The following is a 22,887-nucleotide window of genomic DNA, read 5'->3' on the forward strand; positions in this document are numbered from 1 at the left end:
CGATGTCCGCTATTGCATCTTCTGTCACTGACCTCATCGGCCACACCCCGCTTGTCCGCCTCAACCGCCTCGGCGGCGACTCCGGAGCCGAGATCATCGCCAAGATCGAGGCGACCAACCCCGCTTCCTCCGTGAAGGACCGCATCGCCGCGAGTATCGTCGACGCGGCCGAGGCCGCGGGTGAGCTGCGCCCCGGCGGCACGATCGTCGAAGCGACGTCGGGTAACACCGGCATCGCCCTCGCGATGGTCGGCGCGGCGCGCGGCTACAACGTCGTCATCACCATGCCCGAATCGATGAGCCTCGAGCGGCGCGCCCTCATGCGCATCTTTGGCGCCGAGCTCATCCTCACCCCCGCCTCGGAGGGGATGAAGGGCACCGTCGAAGCCGCCGAACGCATCGTCGCCGAGCGCGACGGCGCCATCCTTGCCTCGCAGTTCGTCAACCCGGCCAACCCCGCGGCGCATGTACGCGCGACCGCCGAGGAAATCTGGGCCGACACCGATGGCCAGGTCGACGCGATCGTTGCCGGCATCGGTACGGGTGGGACGATCAGCGGAGTCGGCCGGGTTCTCAAGGAGCGCCGCCCCGACATCCGCATCATCGGTGTCGAGCCTGCGGAGTCGCCGCTGCTCACCCAGGGCAACGCGGGACCCCACGGCATTCAGGGCATCGGCGCGAACTTCGTGCCCGATAACCTCGATCGCGATGTCGTTGACGAATTCGTCACCGTCGCTACGGCCGACGCGATTGCCACGTCGCGCGAGGCTGCGCGCCGCGAGGGCTTGCTCGTCGGCATCTCGGCCGGAGCGGCCTTCGCCGCTGCGATCGAGGTTGCCGCGCGGCCCGAGATGGCGGGCAAGCGGATCGTCGTCATCGCTCCCGACACCGGCGAGCGCTACCTGTCCTCACCCCTATTTGAGGGAATCGCCGAAGGCTGATTAAGAGAGGTATCGCATGGCTTGCCCCGGACTCGCAGCTCTCATGCGCGAAGACGTCGATGCCGTCCTCGCTCACGACCCGGCCGCGTCGTCGCGCCTCGAGATCGCGCTGACCTATCCCGGAGTGCACGCCGTGTGGTGCTACCGACTGGCTCACTGTCTGTGGCAACGCGGACACCGCCTGAGCGCCCGCATCATTTCCGCATGGGCTCGGGTGGGCAGCGGGGTTGACATCCATCCCGCTGCCCGCCTGGGCCGACGTCTCTTCATCGACCACGCCAACGGCGTCGTCATCGGCGCCACCACCGAAGTCGGCGACGACTGCGTGCTGTTTCATCAGGTGACGTTGGGCGGCGTCGCCATGACACCCGGCAAGCGCCACCCCACCCTAGGTGATCGCGTCATGGTCGGCGCGGGCGCGAAGGTCCTCGGGCCGATTACCGTCGGCTCGGGCGCCAAGATCGCGGCAAATGCGGTCGTTGTCAAAGACGTGCCTGAAGGCTGCGTCGCCATCGGAGTACCTGCCCAGTTGAAGCAAACGACGCCGAAACAGCGCGAGCACGATGTCATCATTGACCCCTCGCTCTACATCTAGCGTGGGACGCGCCCCCATATTCTGCCCGCTCGGGCTACATTGATAGGGGTAGATGTCCCGGAGGGAGACCTGGCAATGACGCTCACCTTGCCGCCGCTGATCACCGGCATTATTCACGGCGACGAACACGCGTGGTTGCGCGCATGCACCATGCTCGGCGCGTACTACCGTCCCGAGGGCGGTCACCGTTCTGCATTTGACCTCATTCGCTCCGGCGACCCCTACGCCGACGACGGCCTACTGTCGGGCTGTGACCTCGCGGCACTTAGCGCTGTCGGCGTCCGGCTCTCGCCGCGGCGGGCTCGACGCGTTCTCGACGATCCTGAGATTCACCGTCTGATCGCGGCACTGCCGCGCGAGCGTGACATCGTCGATGCTGACGACGACGTCATCGGGGACAGTTCAGCCGCGGCGCAGCTATTCCACCGCCTGGCCGACGACGCCGACCTCGGTCTCGGCTGGAAGGGTGCCCAGGCGGTGTTGGCCCGCGTTCGACCCGCGCTGTTCCCGCTCGTGACGGGCCCCGAGCGCAAGGCACTGGGCGTCAGCAAGAACATGCCGGCGCTGTGGCGCCAGCTGCGCGATCGGTTGCGCGACGATGACGCCAGGCTCGCCTATCAGCTCTACTACCTCGTCCAGACCGCGCCCGTATGGAGCGAGCTGTCGCAAATTCAGGTGCTCATGGCGTTGGTTCACCTCGAGGCCGAGGAGGCCAAGCAACAGCGCTCCACCGCGCGCACCGCTGCGGACACCCACCTCGCCTCCCAGCGGCGCGAAGCCAAACGCGCTCGCGCACTCGCCGCCGAGTCGGCGCGGACTAGCCGACATCGCCGAGACGCGAGCGGCCGTCACGCGGGCGAGCCCATCTCAACGTCGGCCGTGCGCCTGCGCGACCATCGCTGAGTACTCGCTCAGTGCTGGCAGCCGGGGCAGCGGAACAGCCTGCGCCCGGCCATGTCCTCGGCGACGATGCGATGCCCGCAGCGCACGCAGGCACGCTGATCGCGGTGATAAACGTAGAACCGTCCGGCCTCGGGATCGGGCAGCGGATCGAGAATGTCGGCGGGTTCGATCGTGACGATGCGTCCCTCGCGCACCCCGGCGCTCATAGTTGTGCATAAATCGGCATAGAGCGCGCGCAGGCGGTCCACGGAGACGCGCTCGCCCGGACGCCACGGCGATATCCCCGTGCGAAAGAGGCATTCGGCCCGATAGATATTGCCCGGTCCCGCGACGACCGACTGATCCATGACGAGCTGACCGATCGGACGGCGCGATGAGCGAGCGGCCCGAACGAAATCCTCGCCATCGCAGTCTGCGCGCAAAGGGTCGGGACCCAGTCGGTTGAGGATGGCGTCGACCTCGCCATCGTCGATGAGTTCGCAGCGCGCGGGACCCGACAGGTCGGCGATACCGTGGGGAAACTCCAGGCGCAGCCGCACGGTTGGTCGCGGCTCGGGTGGCTGCCACGCGCCGGCCACGCGCTCGACCTTCTCGCCCAGGTGTTCGTAGGCCAGCCGCGGGGCACCGACATGCGAGGGGGCGACGAACGCGTCGGTGCCGACGAAGCGCCAACTCCCGTATAACCCAAGGTGGACGTGGACGATGTGATCGCCCGCAAGCGCATAATCGAGAAACAGATGCTTGCCCCACGCCCATGTCCGGCGCAGGTGCTGCCCGTCGATCACGGCCGCCGAGGCGGCAAAACGCCCCTGCGGCGAGGATGCGCGTGGGCGCAGATCGTCGCCGATCGCGGCGAACGTGTGGGCGAGGCGATGGATCGAGTGTCCTTCCGGCATATCCCTATTGTGCCGGTCCCCGCCGATGTCGCCTCTCGAGCCCGATACGCCTAGGCTTGCTGTTATGAGTTCTGCCTCCTCTCCCGCACTGCCGCGTCCGCAAGATGATCTGTTTCGCCACGTCAATGGCAAGTGGCTAGAGACGACTGAGATCCCAAGTGATCGCGCAGCGTGGGGGGCCTTTAACGAACTGCGTGACGCGTCCGAAAAGCGCTGCCGCGACATCATCGAGGCCTGCGAGGCAGATGCCGAGGACGAAAACGGCCTAATGGCCCGCCTCTACGCGGCCTTCATGGACACCGCTGCGATCGAGGAGCGCGGACTGGGCGACATCACCGCGGACCTCGCCCGCGTCGACGACGCGCGAACAAAGGGTGATCTCGCCGAGCTGCTGGGTGACCTCGAGCGCGATGGCGTCGGCGGGTGGGTGGCCCTGGTGGTGGGGATCGATCCGGAGGAACCCGAGCTGACGTGCCCAGCTCTGTACCCGGCTGGCATCTCGCTGCCCGACGAGGTCTACTATCACGCCAATGCTCACGAGCACACGCGACAGCGATTCCTCGCCCACGTGACCAACATGTTCCGCCTGGCAGGCATCACCGACGCGGCCACTCAAGCCGCTCGTGTCTTCGAGGTCGAGCGCGGTTTCGCCCGCTTCCACCTCGATTCGGTGCGCTCACGCGACGTCGACCTCACCATCAATCTGACAACGTATCCCGACGTCGCCGCCGAGGCCAGCGGGTTCGCGTGGCAGCGCTGGGCACAGGCGCTGGGCGCTGACCTCGAACGCATTAACGTCGCCTGGCCGTCGTTCGTCGTGGCCGGCGCCCGGTGGTGGTCGCTCCTGCCCATCGACGTGCTCAAGTCGTGGCTGCGCTACCGCATCCTCGATCGCTATTCGTCGTATCTGCCGGCCGCGTTCGTCGAGGAAGCCTTCGACTTCTATTCGCGTACCCTCGCGGGTGTCGATCAGCTGCGGGATCGATGGAAGCGCGGCGTCGACGTCGTCGAATCGCACCTGGGATTTGCGCTCGGCCGCCGTTATGTCGAGCGGCATTTTCCGGCGAGCTCGCGCGACCAGATGGAGACGCTCGTCGCCAACCTGTTGGAGGCCTACGCCCGCTCGATCACCGAATTGACGTGGATGAGCGATGCCACGCGCGAGCGCGCGTTGGCCAAACTCGCGAAGTTCCGCACGAAGATCGCCTACCCCACGCGCTCGCGCACGTACGAAGACGTCGTCTTTGCCTCGGATGCCTCGCTCATCGACATGGTGCGCTCGTCATCTCGCGCGGCAACGGATCACGAGCTGGCGAAGATTGGCGGCGCGGTTGATCGCGAAGAATGGCATATGACGCCGCAAACGGTCAACGCCTATTACTCGCCGCTGGGCAACGAGATCGTCTTTCCCGCGGCCATCCTCGAGGAACCGTTCTTCTCTCCCGAGGCCTCCGATCCGTGCAACTACGGTGGCATCGGCGCCGTCATTGGCCACGAAATCGGACACGGCTTCGACGACCAGGGTGCGAAGTTCGACGGAGACGGCAAGGTCGAAAACTGGTGGGAAGACGGCGATTTCGCTGAATTCACCGAGCGAACACGCGCGCTCATTAGCCAGTACGATGCCTACGTTCCCGCCGGCCTCAACCCCGACGAGCACGTGAATGGCGCCTTGACGATCGGGGAAAACATCGGCGACCTCGGTGGACTCTCCATCGCCCTCAAGGCCTGGCATATCGCCCGCGAAAAAGCCGGACTCGCGGCCCCCGAAGCCGACGACGTGCGCGAGTTCTTTATCCAGTGGGCGCGCATCTGGCGCGGCAAGGTCCGCCCCGAGATGCGCCGCCAGCTCCTCGTCGTCGATCCCCACTCCCCCGACGAGTTCCGCTGCAACGGCGTCGTGCGCAACGTCGACGCCTTCCACGAGGTCTTCTCCACGACACCCGGCGACGACCTGTGGCTCGACCCCGACCAGCGCGTCACCATTTGGTAGTTACATAATCTGCGTACTGATACACGATGAGGAGGACATATGCCCGGGATTAACCTCACCCACGACGAGGCGCGAAAGCGCGCTGCCATCGTCATGGTTGACCACTATGACGTACATCTGGACCTGCGTGCCGAGGCGCCGACATTCCTCTCGCGCACCCGCGTGAGCTTCGACGCTACCCCCGGTAGCGCAACCTTTGTCGACCTCATTGCCGACGAGGTCACCTCGATCACGCTCAACGGCACCGACGTCGATGTCAGCGCGTGGGAGGATTCGCGGATCAGCCTGACCAACCTGGCCGAGCACAACACGCTCGAGGTCACGGCCAACTGCGTGTATATGCACACCGGCGAGGGCATGCACCGCTTCACCGATCCCCTCGACAAGCGCGACTACGTCTACACCCAGTTCGAGGTACCCGATGCCCGGCGGGTGTTCGCCGTCTTCGAGCAGCCCGACCTCAAGGCAACCTTTGCCTTCACCGTCGACGTCGCCGAGGACTGGACGGTGCTGTCGAACTCCGCGACCCCGACGCCCACGCCACTGCCCGACGGTGGCCGTCGCTTCGCGTTCGAGACGCATCCGCGTATTTCCTCCTACATCACGGCGATCGTTGCCGGCCCCTACGTCGGCTTGACCGACGAGCTCGTCAATTCCGAGGGCCGTGCGATTCCGCTGTCGGTCTGGGCGCGCGCGTCGCTCGAGGAGGAACTGCGCGCCGACGCCGAGGAAATCTTCACCATCACGAAGCAGGGATTCGCCTTCTACGAGTCCCAGTTCTCTCGCGCCTACCCGTTCGCCACCTACGACCAGATTTTCGTTCCCGAATACAACGCGGGAGCCATGGAAAACGCCGGGTGCGTGACATTCCGCGACGAGTACATCTTCCGCTCCACCCCGACCCAGGCCGAGCGCGTGCGCCGGGCCAACACGATTCTTCACGAGCTGGCCCACATGTGGTTTGGCGACCTCGTGACGATGAAGTGGTGGAACGATCTGTGGCTCAACGAGTCCTTCGCTGAATTCATGGCCTACCTGTCTGAGGCCGAGGCCACCGAGTTTTCCGATGCGTGGACGGCGTTCAACATCCGCAAGGAATGGGGCGTCATGTGCGACCAGCTGCCGTCGACGCACCCGATCAAGGCCGAAATCCGCGACCTCGCCGACGTCGAAGTCAACTTCGATGGCATCACGTACTCCAAAGGTGCGGCGGTGCTACGTCAACTCGTCTCTTACGTCGGGCGCGACAACTTCATGACGGGACTCACGCGCTACTTCGAGGCGCACGCGTGGGGCAACGCCACGCTAACCGACCTGTTGAGCCAGCTTGAGGCGACGTCGGGTCGCGATCTCACGGCGTGGGCCGATGTGTGGCTGTCGCAGGCCGGCATAACGGTGCTGCGCACCGATATCACCGAGGCCGCCGACGGCTCCATCGAGTCGCTGGACGTCGTCGAGGAGCTCCCCCAGGCCGACACGACCCACCGCCCCCATCGCCTCGCGATCGGCGGCTACGACATGGTCGGCGACGCGCTGGAGCGCGTGTGGCGCGTTGAGGTCGACGTGAACGGCGAGCGCACACGCGTGGATGAGGCGACCGGCCTCGTTCGCCCGGCACTCATCCTCGTCAACGACGATGACTTGACGTACGCAAAGTCGCGCCTCGACGACGCATCGCTCGCCGTCGCCGGGCGCAACGTCGACAAGCTCACCGATCCCATGCCGCGCGCGCTCATCGCGTCGATCATGTGGTCGATGTGTCGCGACGGGGAACTCAGCGCGCCGGCCTACCTCGACTTCTGCCTGCGCCTGCTGGCCGTCGAGACAAATTCCGACGTCGTCAGCGGCACGCTGGCGAAGGCCCTCACGGCCCTCAATCAGTTCACTTCACCGGCCGTGACTGTTCAGGCGCACGCCGACTTTGCTCAGCAGCTGCTCGCGCTCGCCTCGAGTCTTCCCGGTGGCTCGGATCGACAGAAGCAAATGGCCGAGGCGTTCATTCGCGTCGCGGTCGACCCGCATCGCGACCTGCTCGAGAACTGGCTCGAGGGCCGCGACCTGCTCGAGGGCTTCGAACTTAGCCAGCAGGCGCGCTGGGCGATCCGGCAGACGCTATCGGCCATGGGTGCCCCCGCCACGGACCTCGCTGCCGAGGAGGCGCGCGATCCCTCGCTGACGGGCATGCAGATGGCCGAGGGCGCCCGGGCTGCGAGCCCGACGGGACGCACCGAAGTTTTCGAGCGGATCATGACGGACACGAGTGTGCCGAACGCGACCCTCATGGAGCTCATGGGCGGATTTGTCTCGCACGCCTGGCGTGATCCCCAGCGCGACGAGGACCTCATCGATCGCTACTTCGCGTCGGTGCGCGAGGTCTGGCAGACCTTTACCCATCACATGGCTTCGCGAATCGTCGCCGGCATGTATCCGACGCACCTGACGGGACGCACAGACCGCGACGTCGTGGCCATCGGTCGCGCGTGGCTCGATGACAACGCGGATGCCCCCCGGGCGCTGCGCCGCCTCATGGCCGAACAGCTCGACCACGCCGAGCGAGCTCAGCGCGCTCAGGCCTGCGACACCACGGTCTGGTAAGCACAGGCGACAATTCTCATGGCATCGGCGACACGTTCGTGTCGCCGATGTCGTGTAATATGGTACACATCACACGACAGTGCATTGTGAAGGAGGGTCCCATGGACCAGGCTCAAGGAATCATCACCGGGCTCGGCGGCGGCGACAACATCGTCGAGCTCGAGCCGTGCATCACCCGTCTGCGGGTGGAGGTCAAGGACCCCGACAAGGTCAGCGAGTCGGCTCTCACCGAGGCCGGGGCGTTCGGTGTCGTCCAGGTCGGCGACTCGGTACAGGTCGTCGTCGGACCTATTGCCGATAACCTCGCCGACGCCATTGAGGACATCCTCGGCTGACCCCAGTACTCATCGGGCCGGTTGCGCAACGACGCGCAACCGGCCCGATGTTCGCATCCTCGCCTAGGCGTGCACCGCCGACTCCACGACGTCAAGGAGATGGTCGAAGGCTCCCGAAGCCAGGTCTTCGACCATGACGGCCGTGCCATCGCCGTCCCCTAAGGGAATCGACCAGTTGGGATATTCGCGGTCGGTGCCCGGTTGGTTTTGGGCACGCCGCTCCCCCGTCGCATCTGTCAGCGACAGCGACACCAGCGCCGACGGTGCGGCAGCAACGAAGCGATAGAGCGCATCCGTCATCGCTTCCACGCTATCGTCCTCGCCGAGGACACCTGCCTCGCGCAGGGCCTCAGCCATCGCGTCACGCTCGGCCTTTGCGCGCGCGTATTCCTCGTCTTCGCCGAATTCGAGGATGCCGAGATCTGCGCGAATGCGCACGTGTTCGTCGCGCAGGTAACCTGCCAGCGGCGGCAGGTCGTGTGTGTTGACCGCCGCCAGTTGGAGGCGCCGGTAGTGCGCCGGCGGGCGCGGCTTGCCGTCCTCGTACTCGAACCACGCGACGGCCGTCCCGAGCACGCCGCGTTCGGCGAGGTAGTCGCGGACCCACGGCTCGACGGTTCCCAGGTCCTCGCCCACGACGACGCAGCCCGCGCGGGCGGCCTCAAGCGCCATGACGCCGACCATGTGGTCGAAGCGGTAGCGCAGATAGGTACCGTCAGCAGGGGTGTCGGCGTCCTGGGGAATCCACCACAGTCGGAACAGCCCCATGATGTGATCGAGACGCAGCGCGCCACCCATCCGCGCCAGGCGACGCACCATGTCGCGCAGGGGCGCGTAGCCCTGTGCCTCCAACGTGTCGGGACGCCACGGCGGCTGCGACCAGTTCTGCCCCAGCTGGTTATACATGTCGGCGGGAGCGCCCACGGCGATGCCCTGAGCAAAGGCCTCGGGCCGCGCCCACGTATCGGCCCCGCGCTTGTGAACGCCGACGGCGAGGTCATGCATGATACCGATGCGCATGCCGGCTGCGGTTGCCGCCTCCTGAGCAGCGGCAAATTGCTCGGCGACGATCCACTGAAGCCACGCGTAGAAATCACAGCGACCGCTAAGTTTGCGGCATTCGACGGCGACCTCCTCGGAGTCGACGTCGCGCAGGTGTTCGGGCAGAGGCAGGCCCCACCGCTCGTTGAGGGCGCACCACGCGGCAAAGCGCTCGAGATCCTCGCCCTGGGCCTTGCGCCACGCGGCAAAGTCCTGCGCTCGTTCCTCGCTGCGTCCGACGGCAAAAATCGTGTCGAGGGCGGCGAGCTTCAACTGCCACGCGCGATCGCGATCGAGCAGCTCATCCTGGCCCTCGCAGGCGCGCTGGCGCCACCGCTCAATGCGCGTACGCGTGCCCGCGTCCAGGCGGGCGTATTCGTCAATGTCCTCGGGGCGGATATAGAGGGGGCTGGCAAACAGTCGCGAGGCCGGCAGATAGGGCGAAGGCGTCACCGGAGGAACGGCCTCGCCGGCGTGAACGGGGTTGATGAGGACGAAGTCGGCACCGCGCCCCGCGGCCCAGCGCGCGATATCGGCGAGATCGTGGGCGTCCCCGATGCCCCATGACCCGGCTGAGCGCACCGAGTAGAGCTGCGCCATGATGCCCCAGCCGCGCTCATCGCGCAGGCGTGGCAGCTCCAGGCGCGCCGGAGTGTTGGCGAAGGGAGCCTGCGCACGCGACTGGCCCTCGATCTCGGCGACGATCGTGTGCCACCCCAGGGGCAGGCCCGCGGGGATGTCGAAGGTCGCACGCCCGGTGAGAACGCCGTCGATGACGCGCGGCTCGACCCAGTGGTCAACCTGATTCAGCTCGACGCGCCCGCCGTCTTCGAGTTCGAGGTGGCAGCGCACCGCGGCACCGTGGGGAACGTGGACAGGCACCCACGTGTTGTGGTCATCTTGGTTGACCGTGCACGGAGGCAGGATGTGGCGCCAGGGTTCCTCATCGCGCCTAGCATGAGCGGCGGCAATCGCGTCGTCGGAGGACGTATCGACGTCCAGCGCCGCGAGCACGGCCCGCAACGTCTCCTCTGATACCCGTTGGTGGTGCCCGGAAAAGTCCCAGTACTCGGTGGCGACACCGCACATGTCGGCTAGCCCGCTCAGCAGGTGGTAGCTGCGCTGCTCACCCACGTTGACTCCTTTACTAGTCGCGGTCCTGGCGCCCCCATCCTAAAGGCATTTGCGCACTCACCTCACACGCCGCCACGTTGTGGTCAAGGTCTCTGTTTTCGCTTGCGGCCCCGTCGTGTCAGGCGTGAGAAAATCGGACATATGGCCGTTTCTGTTGGTCTTCCGTCACTATCCACCGAGCCTGTCGCCTCGCTCATCCGCGTCCTCGACATGGCATCAACCGGTCCCGACACATTCGAGGGAACCTCGCTGCCCCAGCTGCGCCACCAGGTGTTCGGTGGCCAGATGCTCGCCCAGGCCACGATCGCAGCGGCCTCAACGCTAGGCGACGACGCGGCGCGTGCCGGAACCTACCCCCACAGCCTGCATGCATCGTTTATTCGCCCGGCACTCACCAACGTGCCGATCACGTATCGCGTTGGTCGCATTCGTGATGGGCGAACCTCAGCAACACGGCGCGTCGATGCGCGCCAAGGCGACGACACGGTGTGCTCCGTCATGGTGTCACTGGCGCGACCGACCTCGGGCGGCCCCGCGCACTCGGCGCCACTACCGCAGGTGCCCGCGCCGACGTCACTGCGCGACTCCATCGAGATCTTCCAGGCCAGCGGTCATCCCGTCGCCCAGTTCCTTGGCAAGACCGTCGCGTTCTCGCTGCGCCACGTCTCGGGATCGCTGTACGTGTCCACGCCCGCAGGCGACGCGACGACGCACGACGTGTGGGTGCGCCCGCGTACGCACATCCCCGCGGCTTCACCGACCCTGTCCCATGCGCTGCTGGCTTACGTCTCCGACCAGATCATCCTCGAGCCGGTGCTGCGCTCGCTCGGTCTCAACTGGTCGACGCCGAATTTGCGAGTCGCAAGCCTCGATCACGCGATGTGGTTCCACCGCCCGTGCCACATCAACGACTGGCACCTGTTCCACCTCAGCTCGCCCGTCTCCGCCGGCGGGCGCTCGCTCGCACGCGGAGAGGTCTACAACGAGGCCGGCGACCTCGTCGCGAGCCTCACGCAAGAAGGACTGGTGCGCGTTTCCTCAGACGATGGGTTTTGGGCGATCGCCGGCAACGCCGACACGCGCTCATAGCTGCGTGCTCGTCCGTACCTGTGACACGGGGCCGGCTGGGGAGATTCCCAGCCGGCCCCGTTGTAGTACCACCTAACCGCGCGTGAGCTTGCGGTGAGTCACGCGGTGCGGACGGGCAGCGTCGGCGCCAAGGCGCTCGATCTTATTCGCCTCGTAGGAGGCGAAGTTTCCTTCAAACCAATACCACTGCGCTGGGTTCTCTTCGGTGCCCTCCCACGCAAGGATGTGGGTGGCAACGCGATCGAGGAACCAGCGGTCGTGCGTGATGACGACGGCGCATCCGGGGAAGTTCAGCAGCGCGTTTTCCAGGCTTCCCAGGGTCTCAACGTCGAGGTCGTTCGTCGGCTCGTCAAGTAGCAGCAGGTTGCCGCCCTGCTTCAGCGTCAGCGCGAGGTTCAGGCGGTTGCGCTCGCCACCGGACAAGACGCCCGCGGGCTTTTGCTGATCCGGCCCCTTAAACCCGAAGGACGCGACGTAGGCACGCGAGGGAATCTCGACGTTACCAACCTCGATGAAGTCCAGGCCATCCGAGACGACCTCCCACAGGGTCTTCTTCGGATCGATGCCAGCGCGGTTCTGATCGACGTAGCTGATCTTCACCGTCTGGCCGATCGATAGTTCGCCGCTATCGAGGTCTTCCAGTCCAACGATGGACTTGAACAGGGTCGTCTTACCCACGCCGTTGGGACCCATGATGCCGACGATGCCGTTGGGCGGCAGCGAGAATGACAAGTTGTCGATGAGCTGGCGCCCGTCGAAGCCCTTGCAGATGTCCGTGGCCTCGAGAACCACCGAACCCAGGCGCGGCCCCGGCGGAATCTGAATCTCCTCAAAGTCGAGCTTGCGCGTGCGCTCGGCCTCGGCGGCCATCTCCTCGTAACGAGCCAGACGGGCCTTCGACTTGGCCTGGCGACCCTTGGCGTTCGAGCGCACCCACTCGAGCTCTTCCTTCAATCGCTTGGCGAGCTTGGCATCCTTGCGGCCCTGGACCTCAAGGCGTTCGCGCTTCTTCTCGAGATAGGTCGAATAGTTGCCCTCGTAGGGGTAGAGGCGGCCACGGTCGACCTCCGCAATCCACTCGGCGATGTTGTCGAGGAAGTAGCGATCGTGTGTGATCGCGATGATGGCGCCGGGGTAGGTGCGCAAGTGGTTCTCCAACCACTGGATCGATTCGGCGTCGAGGTGGTTGGTCGGCTCGTCGAGCAGCAGCAGATCGGGAGCCTTGAGCAGCAGCTGGCACAGGGCGACGCGGCGGCGCTCACCACCGGACAATACGCTGACGTCGGCGTCCCCGGGAGGGCAGCGCAGCGCGTCCATCGCCTGCTCGAGCTGATTGTCGAGGTCCCACGCGTCCGCGGCGTCGATGTCGCTTTGGAGGCTGCCCATCTCCTCCATCAGCGCGTCGAAGTCGGCGTCGGGATCGGCCATGAGCGCCGAAATCTCGTTGTATCGATCCAGCTTGGCCTTGATCTCGCCGACGCCCTCTTCGACGTTTTCGCGAACCGTCTTCGTCTCGTCGAGCGGGGGCTCCTGGAGGAGGATGCCGACCGAGTAACCCGGCGTGAGGATGGCCTCGCCGTTGGAGGGCTGATCGAGGCCCGCCATGATCTTGAGGATCGATGATTTACCGGCCCCGTTGGGTCCGACCATGCCGATCTTGGCACCCGGGTAAAACGCCATGGTGACGTCATCGAGGATGACCTTGTCACCGAGCGCCTTGCGGGCGTGAACCATCTGGTAAATGTACTCTGCCACGACACCTTCCGTTCTTCGGTAGCTTCCCACCCATCCTAGGAGGTGGCACACTCGCGCCCCCGACAGGAATCGAACCTGCAACCTCGGGATTAGAAGGCCCTTGCTCTATCCGTTGAGCTACGGGGGCTAGGCGTGGACAGTCTACCCGACGCCTTCTTATCTGACATCCCTGCTGGACCACGTGTGGACCACGGCGCTCAGGGGCAGCAGCCGAACTGTGACTCAGGGAAGCAGGTGGCCAGCCGCGCGATAGAGCGCGTACCAGTGCTCGCGGCTGAGCTCGACGTCCGCACCGGCCGCCGCATCGACGAGGTGAGTGGGATTCGTCGTCCCCAACACGACCTGCATCTTCGCCGGGTGACGCGTGATCCACGCGAGTGCGATGGCTGCCGGCGAGACCCTGTAGTCGGCACCCAGAGTCCCCAGCATCTCGTTGAGTTCGGGGAAGTCGGGCGAGCCGAGAAACACTCCGTCGAGAAACCCCTTTTGGAAGGGCGACCACGCCTGCACGGTCATGTTGGTGAGTCGGCAGTAATCGAGGATGCCGCCGCCGTCGCGCGTCACCGAACCGGCCTCGGACGCCATGTTCATCGTCAGGCCCTGCGTGATCGCCGGGCAATGCGTGAGTGACAGCTGAATCTGGTTGGCCACGAGTTCGTGCGAGAGACTCGCGCGTAACAGTTCAATCTGGCGCGGCGTGTGGTTGGACACCCCGAAAGCCCGCACCTTCCCGGCGGCTGCCAGCTCGTCGAACGCAGCCGCAACCTCGTCGGGCTCGACAAGGGCATCGGGGCGGTGCAGCAACAACACGTCGATGTAATCGGTGCCGAGCGCCTTCAGTGACCCGTTGACTCCCTCGAGGATGTGCTCGCGTGAGAAATCGAAGCCGGTTCCCGGAACGATGCCGACCTTCGTTTGGATGGTGATGGCCTCGCGCTCGGAGGCGCTGAGGTTCAGCGCCTCACCGAAGCGGCGTTCGCAGTGGTGAACGCCGCCCTCAGCGTGGCCGTAAATGTCGGCGTGATCGAAGAAATCGACGCCCGCCTCACGAGCGGACGCATACAGGTCGCGGATCTCATCATCGGAACTCGTCGAGATCCGCATCATCCCGCTGATAACGGCGCTGGCGCGGCCGGTCGAGGTGGCAAAGGGTACGTGACGCATAAGAACAGTCTCCTTGTGTATGTCCCTATCCATTGTCCCAACTCGGCCGCGCCCGCGCATCACGACCTAGTCGGCGAGGGTACCGATAGCAAAGTCCTTGAGCCGCTCGGCGACCTTCTCGCTCTTGCCGTGCTTGGAGTTAAACGCCGTGCTCGCGTCGACGCCGCAGGTGGAGCGAATGGCGTCAGGGCCACCGGGGTGCTTGGCAATCCACTTCGTGAGGTCGTAGACGCCACCATCGATAATGGTCCAGCAGTCATCGCTGGACGCGTGAGCGCTCACCTCGGCGGCCGTGTACGTCTTTCCCGCGGCATCCGCAGAGGGCGCGGACGTCTGAGAGGTCTGCGGCGCCGGCTCGAGACGCTGGTTCCACACGGCCTGCGCACCCGTGTGACCGGCGATGACGGTGCACACCGTGGCGATTGCCGCAACGAGGACCGTCAGCCAGCCGACGATGCGGGCCACCTTGGCCTGTGCGTCACGCCCGGCCAGCAGCCTCCACGCGACACCGAGAATGCCGGCGACCACGGCGGCGTACATCACGTAGGCACCGACCGACGCATGCTGCTTCGGCACGCCACCCAACTCGGAGGCGAGCATGCCACCGGCATACTTGGCGACAACGGCGGCAAGTGCGGCAACGACACCAATCGCGGCGACGACCGTTCCAAACCGTTCACGCCAACGTGCAACCGCCATGACGGCAACCATGCCGATGAAGAACACCGGTACGAACACAACGACGGCGTGAACAACGAGAGGGTGGAGGGGCAGGTCCATAACCATAAATGGCGCTCCTTACGTGCGTCAGTAATTCTGTCGCGCATGAGTCCATCACGGCATGGCACCCCTCGCAATCGCTAGCGCGAGAAGTTGTCTCTAGTCACTCACCGCGCTCATGCGTCGAGGCCATCACGACACACATTCCGCGATATCACGCGCATCTCAGACGAGAAGGTTGAAGATCGCCGAATCCGGCGACACCTCCTCGACCGTGAGGGGCGAGGAGGCCAGGCGCCGGCGTAGATCGCGGATTTCGTGGGGATCGGGCAGCTCGATGCCGACAAGCGCCGGACCCGTGTCGCGATTGTTCTTCTTCGTGTACTGGAAGTGAACGATGTCTTCGCCGTCGATGAGGACGTCGTTGAGGAAGGCACGCAACGCCCCCGGCTCCTGATTGAAGCGCACGAGGAAGTAATGCCGCAGCCCCTCGTGACGCGCCGAGCGCTCGAGCACCTCGGCGTAGCGCGAGAGGTCGTTGTTGCCGCCGGAGATGACGCAGACGAGTGGACCATTGGGGATGTGGGGCAGGTAGCGGCGCGCGGCCGCCGACGCCAGCGCACCCGCAGGCTCGGCGATGATGCCCTCAGAGTGATAGAGGTCGAGCATTTCCGTGCACACGGCGCCCTCGGGAACGACGACGATGTCGTCGACGATGTCGCGCACGAGCGCGAACGTCGTCTCTCCCGCGCACCCCACGGCCGTGCCATCGACGAAGGAATTGACGCGCTCCAGGCTCACCGGCCGGCCCGCCGACAGCGCCTGGCGCATGGAAGCGGCGCCCTCGGATTCGACGCCGACGATCCGCACGCCGGGCCGATGCTCCTTCAGCCACACAGCCATTCCCGAAATGAGACCGCCACCGCCCACGGGAATCATGACGGTGTCGGTGGCCTCGGGCATCTGCTGTCCCAGCTGGACGGCAACGCTGCCCTGCCCGGCGATGACGTCGGCGTCGTCGTAGGGGTGAACGTAGACGCAGCCGTGGTCGCGGGCATGTTGCTGGGCCACGCGGTTCGTCTCGTCGAAGTTGCCGGCGACGATGACCTGGGTGACCCATGTCCCGCCGATCGTCGCGATCCGCCGACGCTTCTGCCGCGGCGTCGAGGCTGGCAAAAAGATCGTGCCCGAAATGTTCAGGCGCGCGCACGCATAGGCGACCCCCTGGGCGTGATTGCCCGCCGAGGCGGCGACGACCCCGCCCGCCCGTTCGGCTTCGGTCAGGCCCGACATCTTCGTGTAGGCGCCGCGGACCTTGAACGATCGGCACACCTGCAGATCCTCGCGCTTGAGGTAGACCGGCTGACCGACCTCTTCGCTCAGCCGATCCGACAGCTCCAACGGCGTGTGGCGCACGACGTCGGCGAGCACGGCGGAGGCGCGATCAACGTCGCGCGCGGTCACGGGAAGGGACATGGGAGGGCCTCCTGAGAAGTCGCAGGTTAGCCCATTATCTCGCCTGGCCTCCTCCACCGGCCCGGATGGTCACTGCGTGGAAAGACTAGGCTGGGAGCCATGACTGCTGCGAAAGACGCCCTCGTGTGGATCGACTGTGAGATGACGGGCCTCGATCTCGACCGCGATTGCCTGGTCGAGGTCGCCGTCATCGTCACCGATGCCCAGCTCAACCTCCTCGACGACGGCATCGACCTCATCATCGCTCCCCTGCCCGGGGCGCTGGAGAACATGAACGACTTCGTCACCAAAATGCACACGGATTCGGGTCTGCTCGATGCCATTGCCGAGGGAGGCCTCGACCTTGCCGAGGCCGAGCGACGCATCCTCGACTACGTCAAGGGCTTTATCCCCGAGGCTCGCAAGGGGCTCATTGCCGGGAACTCGATCGGCACCGACAAGATGTTCCTGGAAAAGTACATGCCCGCCCTCATGGAGCACCTCCATTACCGCGTCATCGACGTGTCCTCGGTGAAGGAACTGGCGAAGCGGTGGTTCCCCCGCACGTTCTACCACGCCCCCGCCAAGCACGGCGGCCACCGCGCGCTTGCCGACATCCGCGAGTCCATCCAGGAGCTGCGCTACTACCGCGATGTGCTGTTCCCCCACGACGAGGGTCCCTCGTCGCGCGAGTGCCAGGAGGCCGCTGCGCGCGCTCTCGCCGCCGGGCTGGGAGCCGAGGCCAAGTAAAACAATCCGCCCCTCGCAGGATCTGCGAGGGGCGGAACTCCGGGTGGCTGACGAGGCTTGAACTCGCGACCTCCTGGACCACAACCAGGCGCTCTACCGACTGAGCTACAGCCACCATTGCGTAGGCGAGTGCCACTGTATCCCACCTACTCGCCGGCCCTCAAATCGCCCCGCTATGCGGTGGCTCACACAGGACCGACGCGAATAAGGCCGAGCCTCACCACAGGACGCGCGAGGCAATGGCCTCGGCGAAGCGGTCGAGCGCCCCGGGGGTCTCGGTGAGGAAGAGATTCGCATCCACCGGCGAGATCTCCATGACGTAGCAGCCGCCTTCGCCGTCTTCGACGATGTCGACTCGGCAATAGAGCAACAGCTGATCGTGATTGACGCGGTTGAAAATATGGTGTGGATGGCCCGGCGCGCCTGCTCTCCCCACTCCCACTCCTGTGCCGTCGGCTCGTGCGACTCGACGACCTCGTCTTGCAGGCTCTGCCCCGTTTCCTCGCAGGCTGGAGCATCGCCGACTTCTGGACAGCGTGCGAGAGGATCCCGTTGAAGTACACGAGCGAAATCTCGCCGAATTCGTCCACCTGGTTGAGGTAGCGCTGAACCATGACGGCGCGTTCGTCGTCGAGCAGACTCATGGCACGCAGGATCGCGCGCATCCGTGACTCCCCCGAGTTCGCCGTGTAGCGCCCCATTTCGCGGCCACCGGAGGACACCGCCGGCTTGACGACGAAATCGCCAAGCGCGGGGAACCGGGTGTGCACCTGATGCTTGCTCAACCCCTGCTCGGGTTCCAGCCACGTCGTCGGCACGACCGGCATTCCCAGGTCGGCGAGATCGCGCATATAGTGCTTGTCCGAGGCCCACTCGATAACATCGGCAGGATTGAGCAGCTTCGGGACGGAGTGCGCCCACTCGACGAACTGCTTGCGCCGGCGCGCGTAGTCACGCACCGAGCGCACGATGCACACGTTGGCCTCGTCCCAATCGACATCCGGGTCATCCCACACGGCGATGCGCGGATCCATCCCACGCTCGGCCAGGGCGTCGGGCAAACCGCGCTCGTCCTCTTCGAGCTCGGGATAATCACGGCTAGTCACCAGAGTGACGCGGGGTTTAGTCATGTTCACCACCCTACGTGACGAAGAGCTAGCGCAGGCCCCCGGGCGCGTGAGTGCCAGCTCAATCAGCTCGCTGACGAGGTCGGTATAGCTCACACCCTCGGCATCCCACAGGGCCGGGTACATGGAATAGGGGGTAAAGCCCGGCATCGTGTTGATCTCGTTGATCGTCACCAGCTCCGCGTCAACGTCGACGAAGAAGTCAACGCGCGCCAATCCCTCGCATCCCAGAGCCTCGAATGCCTGTCCCGCCAATTCACGCGCCCGCGCCGCCAGCCGCGGCGGCAGCGGCGCCGGTATCGTCAGCGCGACGGCGTCGTGGTCGACGTACTTCGTTTCGTAGTCGTAGAACTCGGCCGCGTCACTGACCGCAATGAGTCCGAGGCTGGAACAGCGCGGCGCCGCGTCCGCCCCGCCGCCGAGCACGGCACACTCGACCTCAAGGCCGTGCAGTTCGGCCTCGACGACGACGCGGGGGTCGTGAGCGCGCGCGGCCTCGATCGCTGGTACAAGATCGGCAGGATCGCTCACCCGGGCGATCCCTAGCGACGAACCGGCCCGACACGGCTTGACGAAGACGGGCGAGCCAAGCCGAGCGATGCGCTCACACACGGCCTCGCGATCGCCCATCCAGTCCCTCGTGGTGATGAGTTCCCAGTCACCGGCGGGCAGCCCCGCCTGCGTAAGCAACGCATTGGTCACGTGCTTATCCATTCCCGCAGCCGACGCGAGCACCCCGCAGCCGACGTACGGGACTCCCGCCAACTCGAGCAATCCCTGAATGGTCCCGTCTTCGCCGAAGGGACCATGCAGCAGCGGAAAGGCGACGTCGATCCGGCCGAGATCGCTCACCGACCCGTCAGCCGGGTCGTTCACCTTCACTCGCCCACCCGGCGCGATGCTGACGCAGGGCCCGTCCGCCACCACCTCGTAGGCGTGTTCGCCGCGCAGCCGATAGCGCTGCGGGTCATCTGGCATGAGCACCCACTCCCCCGAGCGGGCGATGCCGACGGGCACGACGTCGTAGCGGTCGCGGTCGATCGCCGCGAGGACGCCGGCGGCCGTGGCGCACGAAATGCCGTGCTCGCCGCTCTGGCCGCCGAAGAGAACGAGAACTCGAGGGCGCGAAGACGTCACATGCTCACTCATCCCTGCCAGTGTAGCCACGTCACCGCCCGGGTCTTACACGGCGCGCGCATCGACTCCGTCGGTCACGCGCGGAGAACGAAAGACCCGCAACGCAGCGGTTTCCACATCGACGTGACCATCAAGGACGTCCTGGGTCGCCTGGGCAATCGGCATGTCTACCCCGAGACGACCCGCCAGGGCGAGAACGTGCGGGCATGACGTCGCACCTTCGACCGTGCCGGCCGAGGCCTCGAGCGCCTCGCTCACGTTCATGCCCTGCCCCAGGCGGTATCCGAACGAGAAATTGCGCGACAACTCTGATGAGCACGTCGCGACGAGATCTCCGAGGCCGGCCAGCCCAAGGAACGTTTCCGAGCGCGCGCCCAGGGCAACGCCCAGCCGCGCCATCTCGGTGAGGCCGCGGTTGATGATGAAGGAGCGCGTGTTGACCCCGAGCTTCATCCCCGTGCACGCGCCCACGGCCATCGCCACGATGTTCTTGACGACTCCCCCAACCTCGGCGCCGATGATGTCGGAGCCGACATAGGGGCGAAAGTAGGCCGTGTGAATACGCGACGCGACGTAGCCGGCGCGCTCAGCATCGCTGCCGGCAACGACCGTTCCCGTCGGCTGGTGGCGAGCGATCTCGGCGGACAGGTTGGGTCCTGACACGGCGAGGACCCGCTGCGGCGAGCAGCCCAGGGCATCGACGAGCACATCGGTCATGAACGACAGTGTTCCGGCCTCAACGCCCTTGACCAGGGAGAGGACCGAGGCGTCCATGCGCAGATAGGGCGCGAACGCCGCGGCGCACTCGCGCACGCTCCCCGAGGGCACAGCCACCGCAACGAGATCGGCGCCACTCACGGCGTCCTCAAGCGACGTCGTCGCCCGAATCCCGTCGAGGCGAACGTCGCCAACATAGGCCCGGTTCGTCCCGGCGTTGATCTCGTCGACCTGCTCGGCGCGGCGCGCCCACACGGTCACGTCATTTCCGGCGTCACGGCAGATGAGAGCGAAGACGCTCCCCCAGGCTCCGCCGCCGAGGACGCATACCCGCCGCGCGCTCACGTCAGTGCCTCGAGGGGAAGGGCTTGCGACGTGACGGCGCCGTGCCGTCGATCGAGCGCCGGGTCGCCTCGAGCTTCTTGACGTCAGCCTTCGTCAGGGCGTGGGGCGAATCCAGCGCGATTGGTTCGTGTGTCATCGTCGCCCCGCGCATGTCCTCGACCATCGAGATGATCTCGCTCATGATGCGGTCGGTGGCCTCGCGCCAGGCGGCTGGGTCGTCGGCGCGATCGTAGAGGTCGGACAGGTCGATGGGCGCGCCCGCGCGCACCCACACGTCCTTACGCCCGGCGAGGTTCGGCACCCGCTGGTAGCGACCGAGGACGTCCTGCGCACCCCACTGGGCGACGGGGACGACAGGCACGCGCGTGCGCAGAGCCAGGCGGGCCGCGCCCGTCTTACCGCGCATCGGCCACGACTCCGAATCGCGCGTCACCGTGCCCTCGGGGTAAATCCCCAAGCACTCGCCGTTTCGCAGAGCCTCCTCGGCGGCGTCAAGGGCACCACCGCCCTTACCTTTCGACCGATCAACGGGAACCTGACCGGCCTGAGTCATGAGCCAGCCCAGACCCGGCACGCCAAAGAGTTCTTTCTTCGCCATCATCCGCACGGGGATGCCGTTGTCGACGAGGAAATGCATGAACGTGATCGCGTCGAACTCCGAGATGTGATTCGCCGCCGCGATGAATCCGCCCTCGTGCGGGAGATTATCCGCGCCCTCCCAATGGCGCCGGGTGATGGCCAGCGCGGGAATGCGGGCGATATCTTTCGCCACTCGATACGGCCAGGAGAACGTACGCGCCACAGTGAGTCCTTTCTCGTTACGCGCCAGCAGGATTATCGATGATGCGAATCTGGGCTCCCAGACCGCGTAGCTTGCCAATAAAATTTTCGTAGCCACGCAAGATGATGTGTACCCCGCACACGGTCGATGTTCCCGATGCCGACAACGCGGCGATGAGGTGAGAGAACCCGCCGCGCAAGTCGGGAATCGTAATTTCGGCACCCGAAAGCGGAGTCGGGCCGAGAATTACGGCCGAGTGCTTGTGGTTGTCCTGCCAAAAGCGGCACTCCAGGCCACCGAGACATTCGGCATAGACCTGAATTTGCGCGCCCATCTTGTTCAGAGCCGTGGTGAAACCAAAGCGCTTTTCGTACACCGTCTCGTGCACGATCGAGATTCCCGTGGCCTGGGTGAGGGCGACGACGAGCGGCTGCTGCCAATCCGTCATAAATCCCGGATGAACGTTCGTTTCCAGGGCCAGCGAATGGAGGTCGCCGCCGGGATGGTAGAAGCGAATGCCGTCGTGATGGACCTCGAACTCGCCCCCAACTTTGCGAAAGACGTTGAGGAACGTCGTCATATCCGGCTGAATCGCGCCCTTGACGTAGATGTCGCCGCCCGTCGCCAGCGCCGCCGAGGCCCAACTGGCCGCCTCGATTCGGTCGGGAAGGGAGCGGTGAACGTAGCCGCGCAGCTGCTCCACGCCCTCGATGCGGATCGTGCGATCGGTGTCGACGGAGATGATGGCACCCATCTTCTGCAAGACGTTGATGAGGTCCATGATCTCGGGTTCGATCGCGGCACCACGCAGCTCGGTCTTGCCCTCGGCGCGCACGGCCGAGAGCAGCATCTGCTCGGTGGCCCCGACCGAGGGGTATTCCAACGTGAACCGGGTCCCCTTGAGTCCGCGCGGGGCACTGATGCGGATGCCGTCGGTGACCTTCTCAACCTCGGCACCGAAGGACCGCAGCATCGACAGGTGATAGTCGATGGGGCGTCCGCCGATTTCGCAGCCGCCAAGATCGGGGATCATCGCCGTTCCCAGTCGGTGCAGCAGGGGGCCACAGAACAGGATGGGAATGCGTGACTGGCCCGCCTGCTTTCCCATCGCTTCGACGGTCGGCGAAGACACGTGCGCCGGATCGATGCGCAAAATCCCCTGCTCGACGTCGTAGTCCACACTGGCCCCGTGCAGGCGCAGCATGTCCGAGACGATGTCGACGTCGGCAATCTGCGGCACGTTGCGCAGTTCCGAGGGGGTGTCGGCAAGCAGGGCCGCGACCATGGCTTTGGGCACGAAGTTCTTCGCTCCGCGAACCTCGACCTCACCGGTCAGCGGGCGACCACCGTCCACCTGCAAAATCGCACCCTTGCGGACCGTCTCCTGCACGGCGTCTCGCATGCTCACCCCTTG

General features: G+C 65.6%; 17 protein-coding genes, 2 tRNA genes and 2 pseudogenes. 8 read left to right on the forward strand and 13 right to left on the reverse strand.

Translation table 11 applies throughout. The features are described 5' to 3' along the window. The first annotated feature begins 2 nt into the window (after positions 1-2). The 3 genes from cysK to H8R18_RS04855 all read left to right on the forward strand — a co-directional run bounded on the left by cysK (position 3) and on the right by H8R18_RS04855 (position 2,439). Positions 3-941 carry a cysteine synthase A gene (cysK, locus tag H8R18_RS04845; protein ID WP_191070972.1) on the forward strand — a complete coding sequence of 313 codons (939 nt, stop codon included), beginning with the start codon at positions 3-5 and terminating at the stop codon, positions 939-941. 16 nt (positions 942-957) lie between these two features. Beyond that, a complete protein-coding gene (cysE, locus tag H8R18_RS04850) occupies positions 958-1,536 on the forward strand; it encodes a serine O-acetyltransferase (protein ID WP_191070973.1) in 579 nt (192 codons plus the stop codon). Positions 1,537-1,611: 75 nt separating this feature from the next. Next, on the forward strand, positions 1,612-2,439 hold the full coding sequence (locus H8R18_RS04855; RefSeq protein ID WP_191070974.1) for a DUF6308 family protein: 828 nt from the start codon (positions 1,612-1,614) through the stop codon (positions 2,437-2,439). 8 nt (positions 2,440-2,447) lie between these two features. Here the strand turns inward: H8R18_RS04855 and H8R18_RS04860 are convergent, their stop codons facing one another. Continuing rightward, positions 2,448-3,335, reverse strand: coding sequence for an Fpg/Nei family DNA glycosylase (locus tag H8R18_RS04860; RefSeq protein WP_191070975.1), 888 nt, complete (start codon positions 3,333-3,335; stop codon positions 2,448-2,450). A gap of 64 nt (positions 3,336-3,399) precedes the next feature. Here H8R18_RS04860 and H8R18_RS04865 point away from each other — a divergent pair, with 64 nt between their 5' ends. From H8R18_RS04865 to H8R18_RS04875, 3 genes are all read left to right on the forward strand, one after another. After that, positions 3,400-5,328: a M13 family metallopeptidase gene (locus H8R18_RS04865; protein WP_194189167.1), complete on the forward strand. Its 1,929-nt coding sequence runs from the start codon at positions 3,400-3,402 to the stop codon at positions 5,326-5,328. Positions 5,329-5,367: 39 nt separating this feature from the next. Continuing rightward, positions 5,368-7,923 (forward strand): aminopeptidase N, encoded by a 2,556-nt coding sequence (gene pepN, locus H8R18_RS04870; protein WP_191070977.1) that lies wholly within the window; start codon positions 5,368-5,370, stop codon positions 7,921-7,923. A gap of 101 nt (positions 7,924-8,024) precedes the next feature. Continuing rightward, entirely contained in the window at positions 8,025-8,258 is a 234-nt protein-coding gene (locus H8R18_RS04875; protein WP_191070978.1) for a PTS sugar transporter subunit IIB, read from the forward strand. A 63-nt stretch (positions 8,259-8,321) separates the two neighbouring features. Here H8R18_RS04875 and malQ read toward each other — a convergent pair whose 3' ends face one another. After that, complete coding sequence (gene malQ, locus H8R18_RS04880) at positions 8,322-10,433, reverse strand: 4-alpha-glucanotransferase (RefSeq protein ID WP_227712757.1); 2,112 nt, start codon at positions 10,431-10,433, stop codon at positions 8,322-8,324. A gap of 141 nt (positions 10,434-10,574) precedes the next feature. Here malQ and H8R18_RS04885 point away from each other — a divergent pair, with 141 nt between their 5' ends. Then, complete coding sequence (locus H8R18_RS04885) at positions 10,575-11,522, forward strand: acyl-CoA thioesterase (RefSeq protein ID WP_191070979.1); 948 nt, start codon at positions 10,575-10,577, stop codon at positions 11,520-11,522. Between the two features lie 72 nt (positions 11,523-11,594). On the opposite strand, the gene ettA is transcribed toward H8R18_RS04885, so the two are convergent. The 5 genes from ettA to ilvA all read right to left on the reverse strand — a co-directional run bounded on the left by ettA (position 11,595) and on the right by ilvA (position 16,637). Continuing rightward, positions 11,595-13,277, reverse strand: coding sequence for an energy-dependent translational throttle protein EttA (gene ettA, locus H8R18_RS04890; protein ID WP_191070980.1), 1,683 nt, complete (start codon positions 13,275-13,277; stop codon positions 11,595-11,597). 54 nt (positions 13,278-13,331) lie between these two features. Next, positions 13,332-13,404 (reverse strand) — tRNA-Arg (locus H8R18_RS04895). A 95-nt stretch (positions 13,405-13,499) separates the two neighbouring features. After that, positions 13,500-14,441: an aldo/keto reductase gene (locus tag H8R18_RS04900; RefSeq protein ID WP_191070981.1), complete on the reverse strand. Its 942-nt coding sequence runs from the start codon at positions 14,439-14,441 to the stop codon at positions 13,500-13,502. Between the two features lie 66 nt (positions 14,442-14,507). Next, a complete protein-coding gene (locus tag H8R18_RS04905; RefSeq protein WP_191070982.1) occupies positions 14,508-15,221 on the reverse strand; it encodes a cytochrome b5 domain-containing protein in 714 nt (237 codons plus the stop codon). A 165-nt stretch (positions 15,222-15,386) separates the two neighbouring features. Next, positions 15,387-16,637 (reverse strand): threonine ammonia-lyase IlvA, encoded by a 1,251-nt coding sequence (ilvA, locus tag H8R18_RS04910; RefSeq protein WP_191070983.1) that lies wholly within the window; start codon positions 16,635-16,637, stop codon positions 15,387-15,389. Between the two features lie 99 nt (positions 16,638-16,736). Here ilvA and orn point away from each other — a divergent pair, with 99 nt between their 5' ends. Beyond that, positions 16,737-17,366: an oligoribonuclease gene (gene orn / locus H8R18_RS04915; RefSeq protein WP_191070984.1), complete on the forward strand. Its 630-nt coding sequence runs from the start codon at positions 16,737-16,739 to the stop codon at positions 17,364-17,366. A 42-nt stretch (positions 17,367-17,408) separates the two neighbouring features. On the opposite strand, the gene H8R18_RS04920 is transcribed toward orn, so the two are convergent. The 6 genes and pseudogenes from H8R18_RS04920 to murA all read right to left on the reverse strand — a co-directional run bounded on the left by H8R18_RS04920 (position 17,409) and on the right by murA (position 22,875). Next, positions 17,409-17,481, reverse strand: a tRNA-His gene (locus H8R18_RS04920). 102 nt (positions 17,482-17,583) lie between these two features. Next, a pseudogene (locus H8R18_RS04925) lies at positions 17,584-18,496 on the reverse strand (ATP-grasp domain-containing protein). Positions 18,497-18,535: 39 nt separating this feature from the next. Further along, positions 18,536-19,642, reverse strand: a pseudogene (locus H8R18_RS04930) (D-alanine--D-alanine ligase family protein); the annotation flags it as partial. 33 nt (positions 19,643-19,675) lie between these two features. Further along, positions 19,676-20,692: an NAD(P)H-dependent glycerol-3-phosphate dehydrogenase gene (locus H8R18_RS04935; RefSeq protein ID WP_191070987.1), complete on the reverse strand. Its 1,017-nt coding sequence runs from the start codon at positions 20,690-20,692 to the stop codon at positions 19,676-19,678. Between the two features lies 1 nt (position 20,693). Further along, the gene (locus H8R18_RS04940) at positions 20,694-21,494 is read right to left on the reverse strand and encodes a lysophospholipid acyltransferase family protein (RefSeq protein WP_191070988.1); all 801 of its coding nucleotides are present in this window, start codon (positions 21,492-21,494) and stop codon (positions 20,694-20,696) included. 16 nt (positions 21,495-21,510) lie between these two features. Beyond that, a complete protein-coding gene (gene murA, locus H8R18_RS04945) occupies positions 21,511-22,875 on the reverse strand; it encodes a UDP-N-acetylglucosamine 1-carboxyvinyltransferase (RefSeq protein WP_191070989.1) in 1,365 nt (454 codons plus the stop codon). Between the last annotated feature and the right edge of the window lie 12 nt (positions 22,876-22,887).

This window comes from Nanchangia anserum (assembly GCF_015240065.1).
GTDB lineage: Bacteria > Actinomycetota > Actinomycetes > Actinomycetales > Actinomycetaceae > Nanchangia > Nanchangia anserum.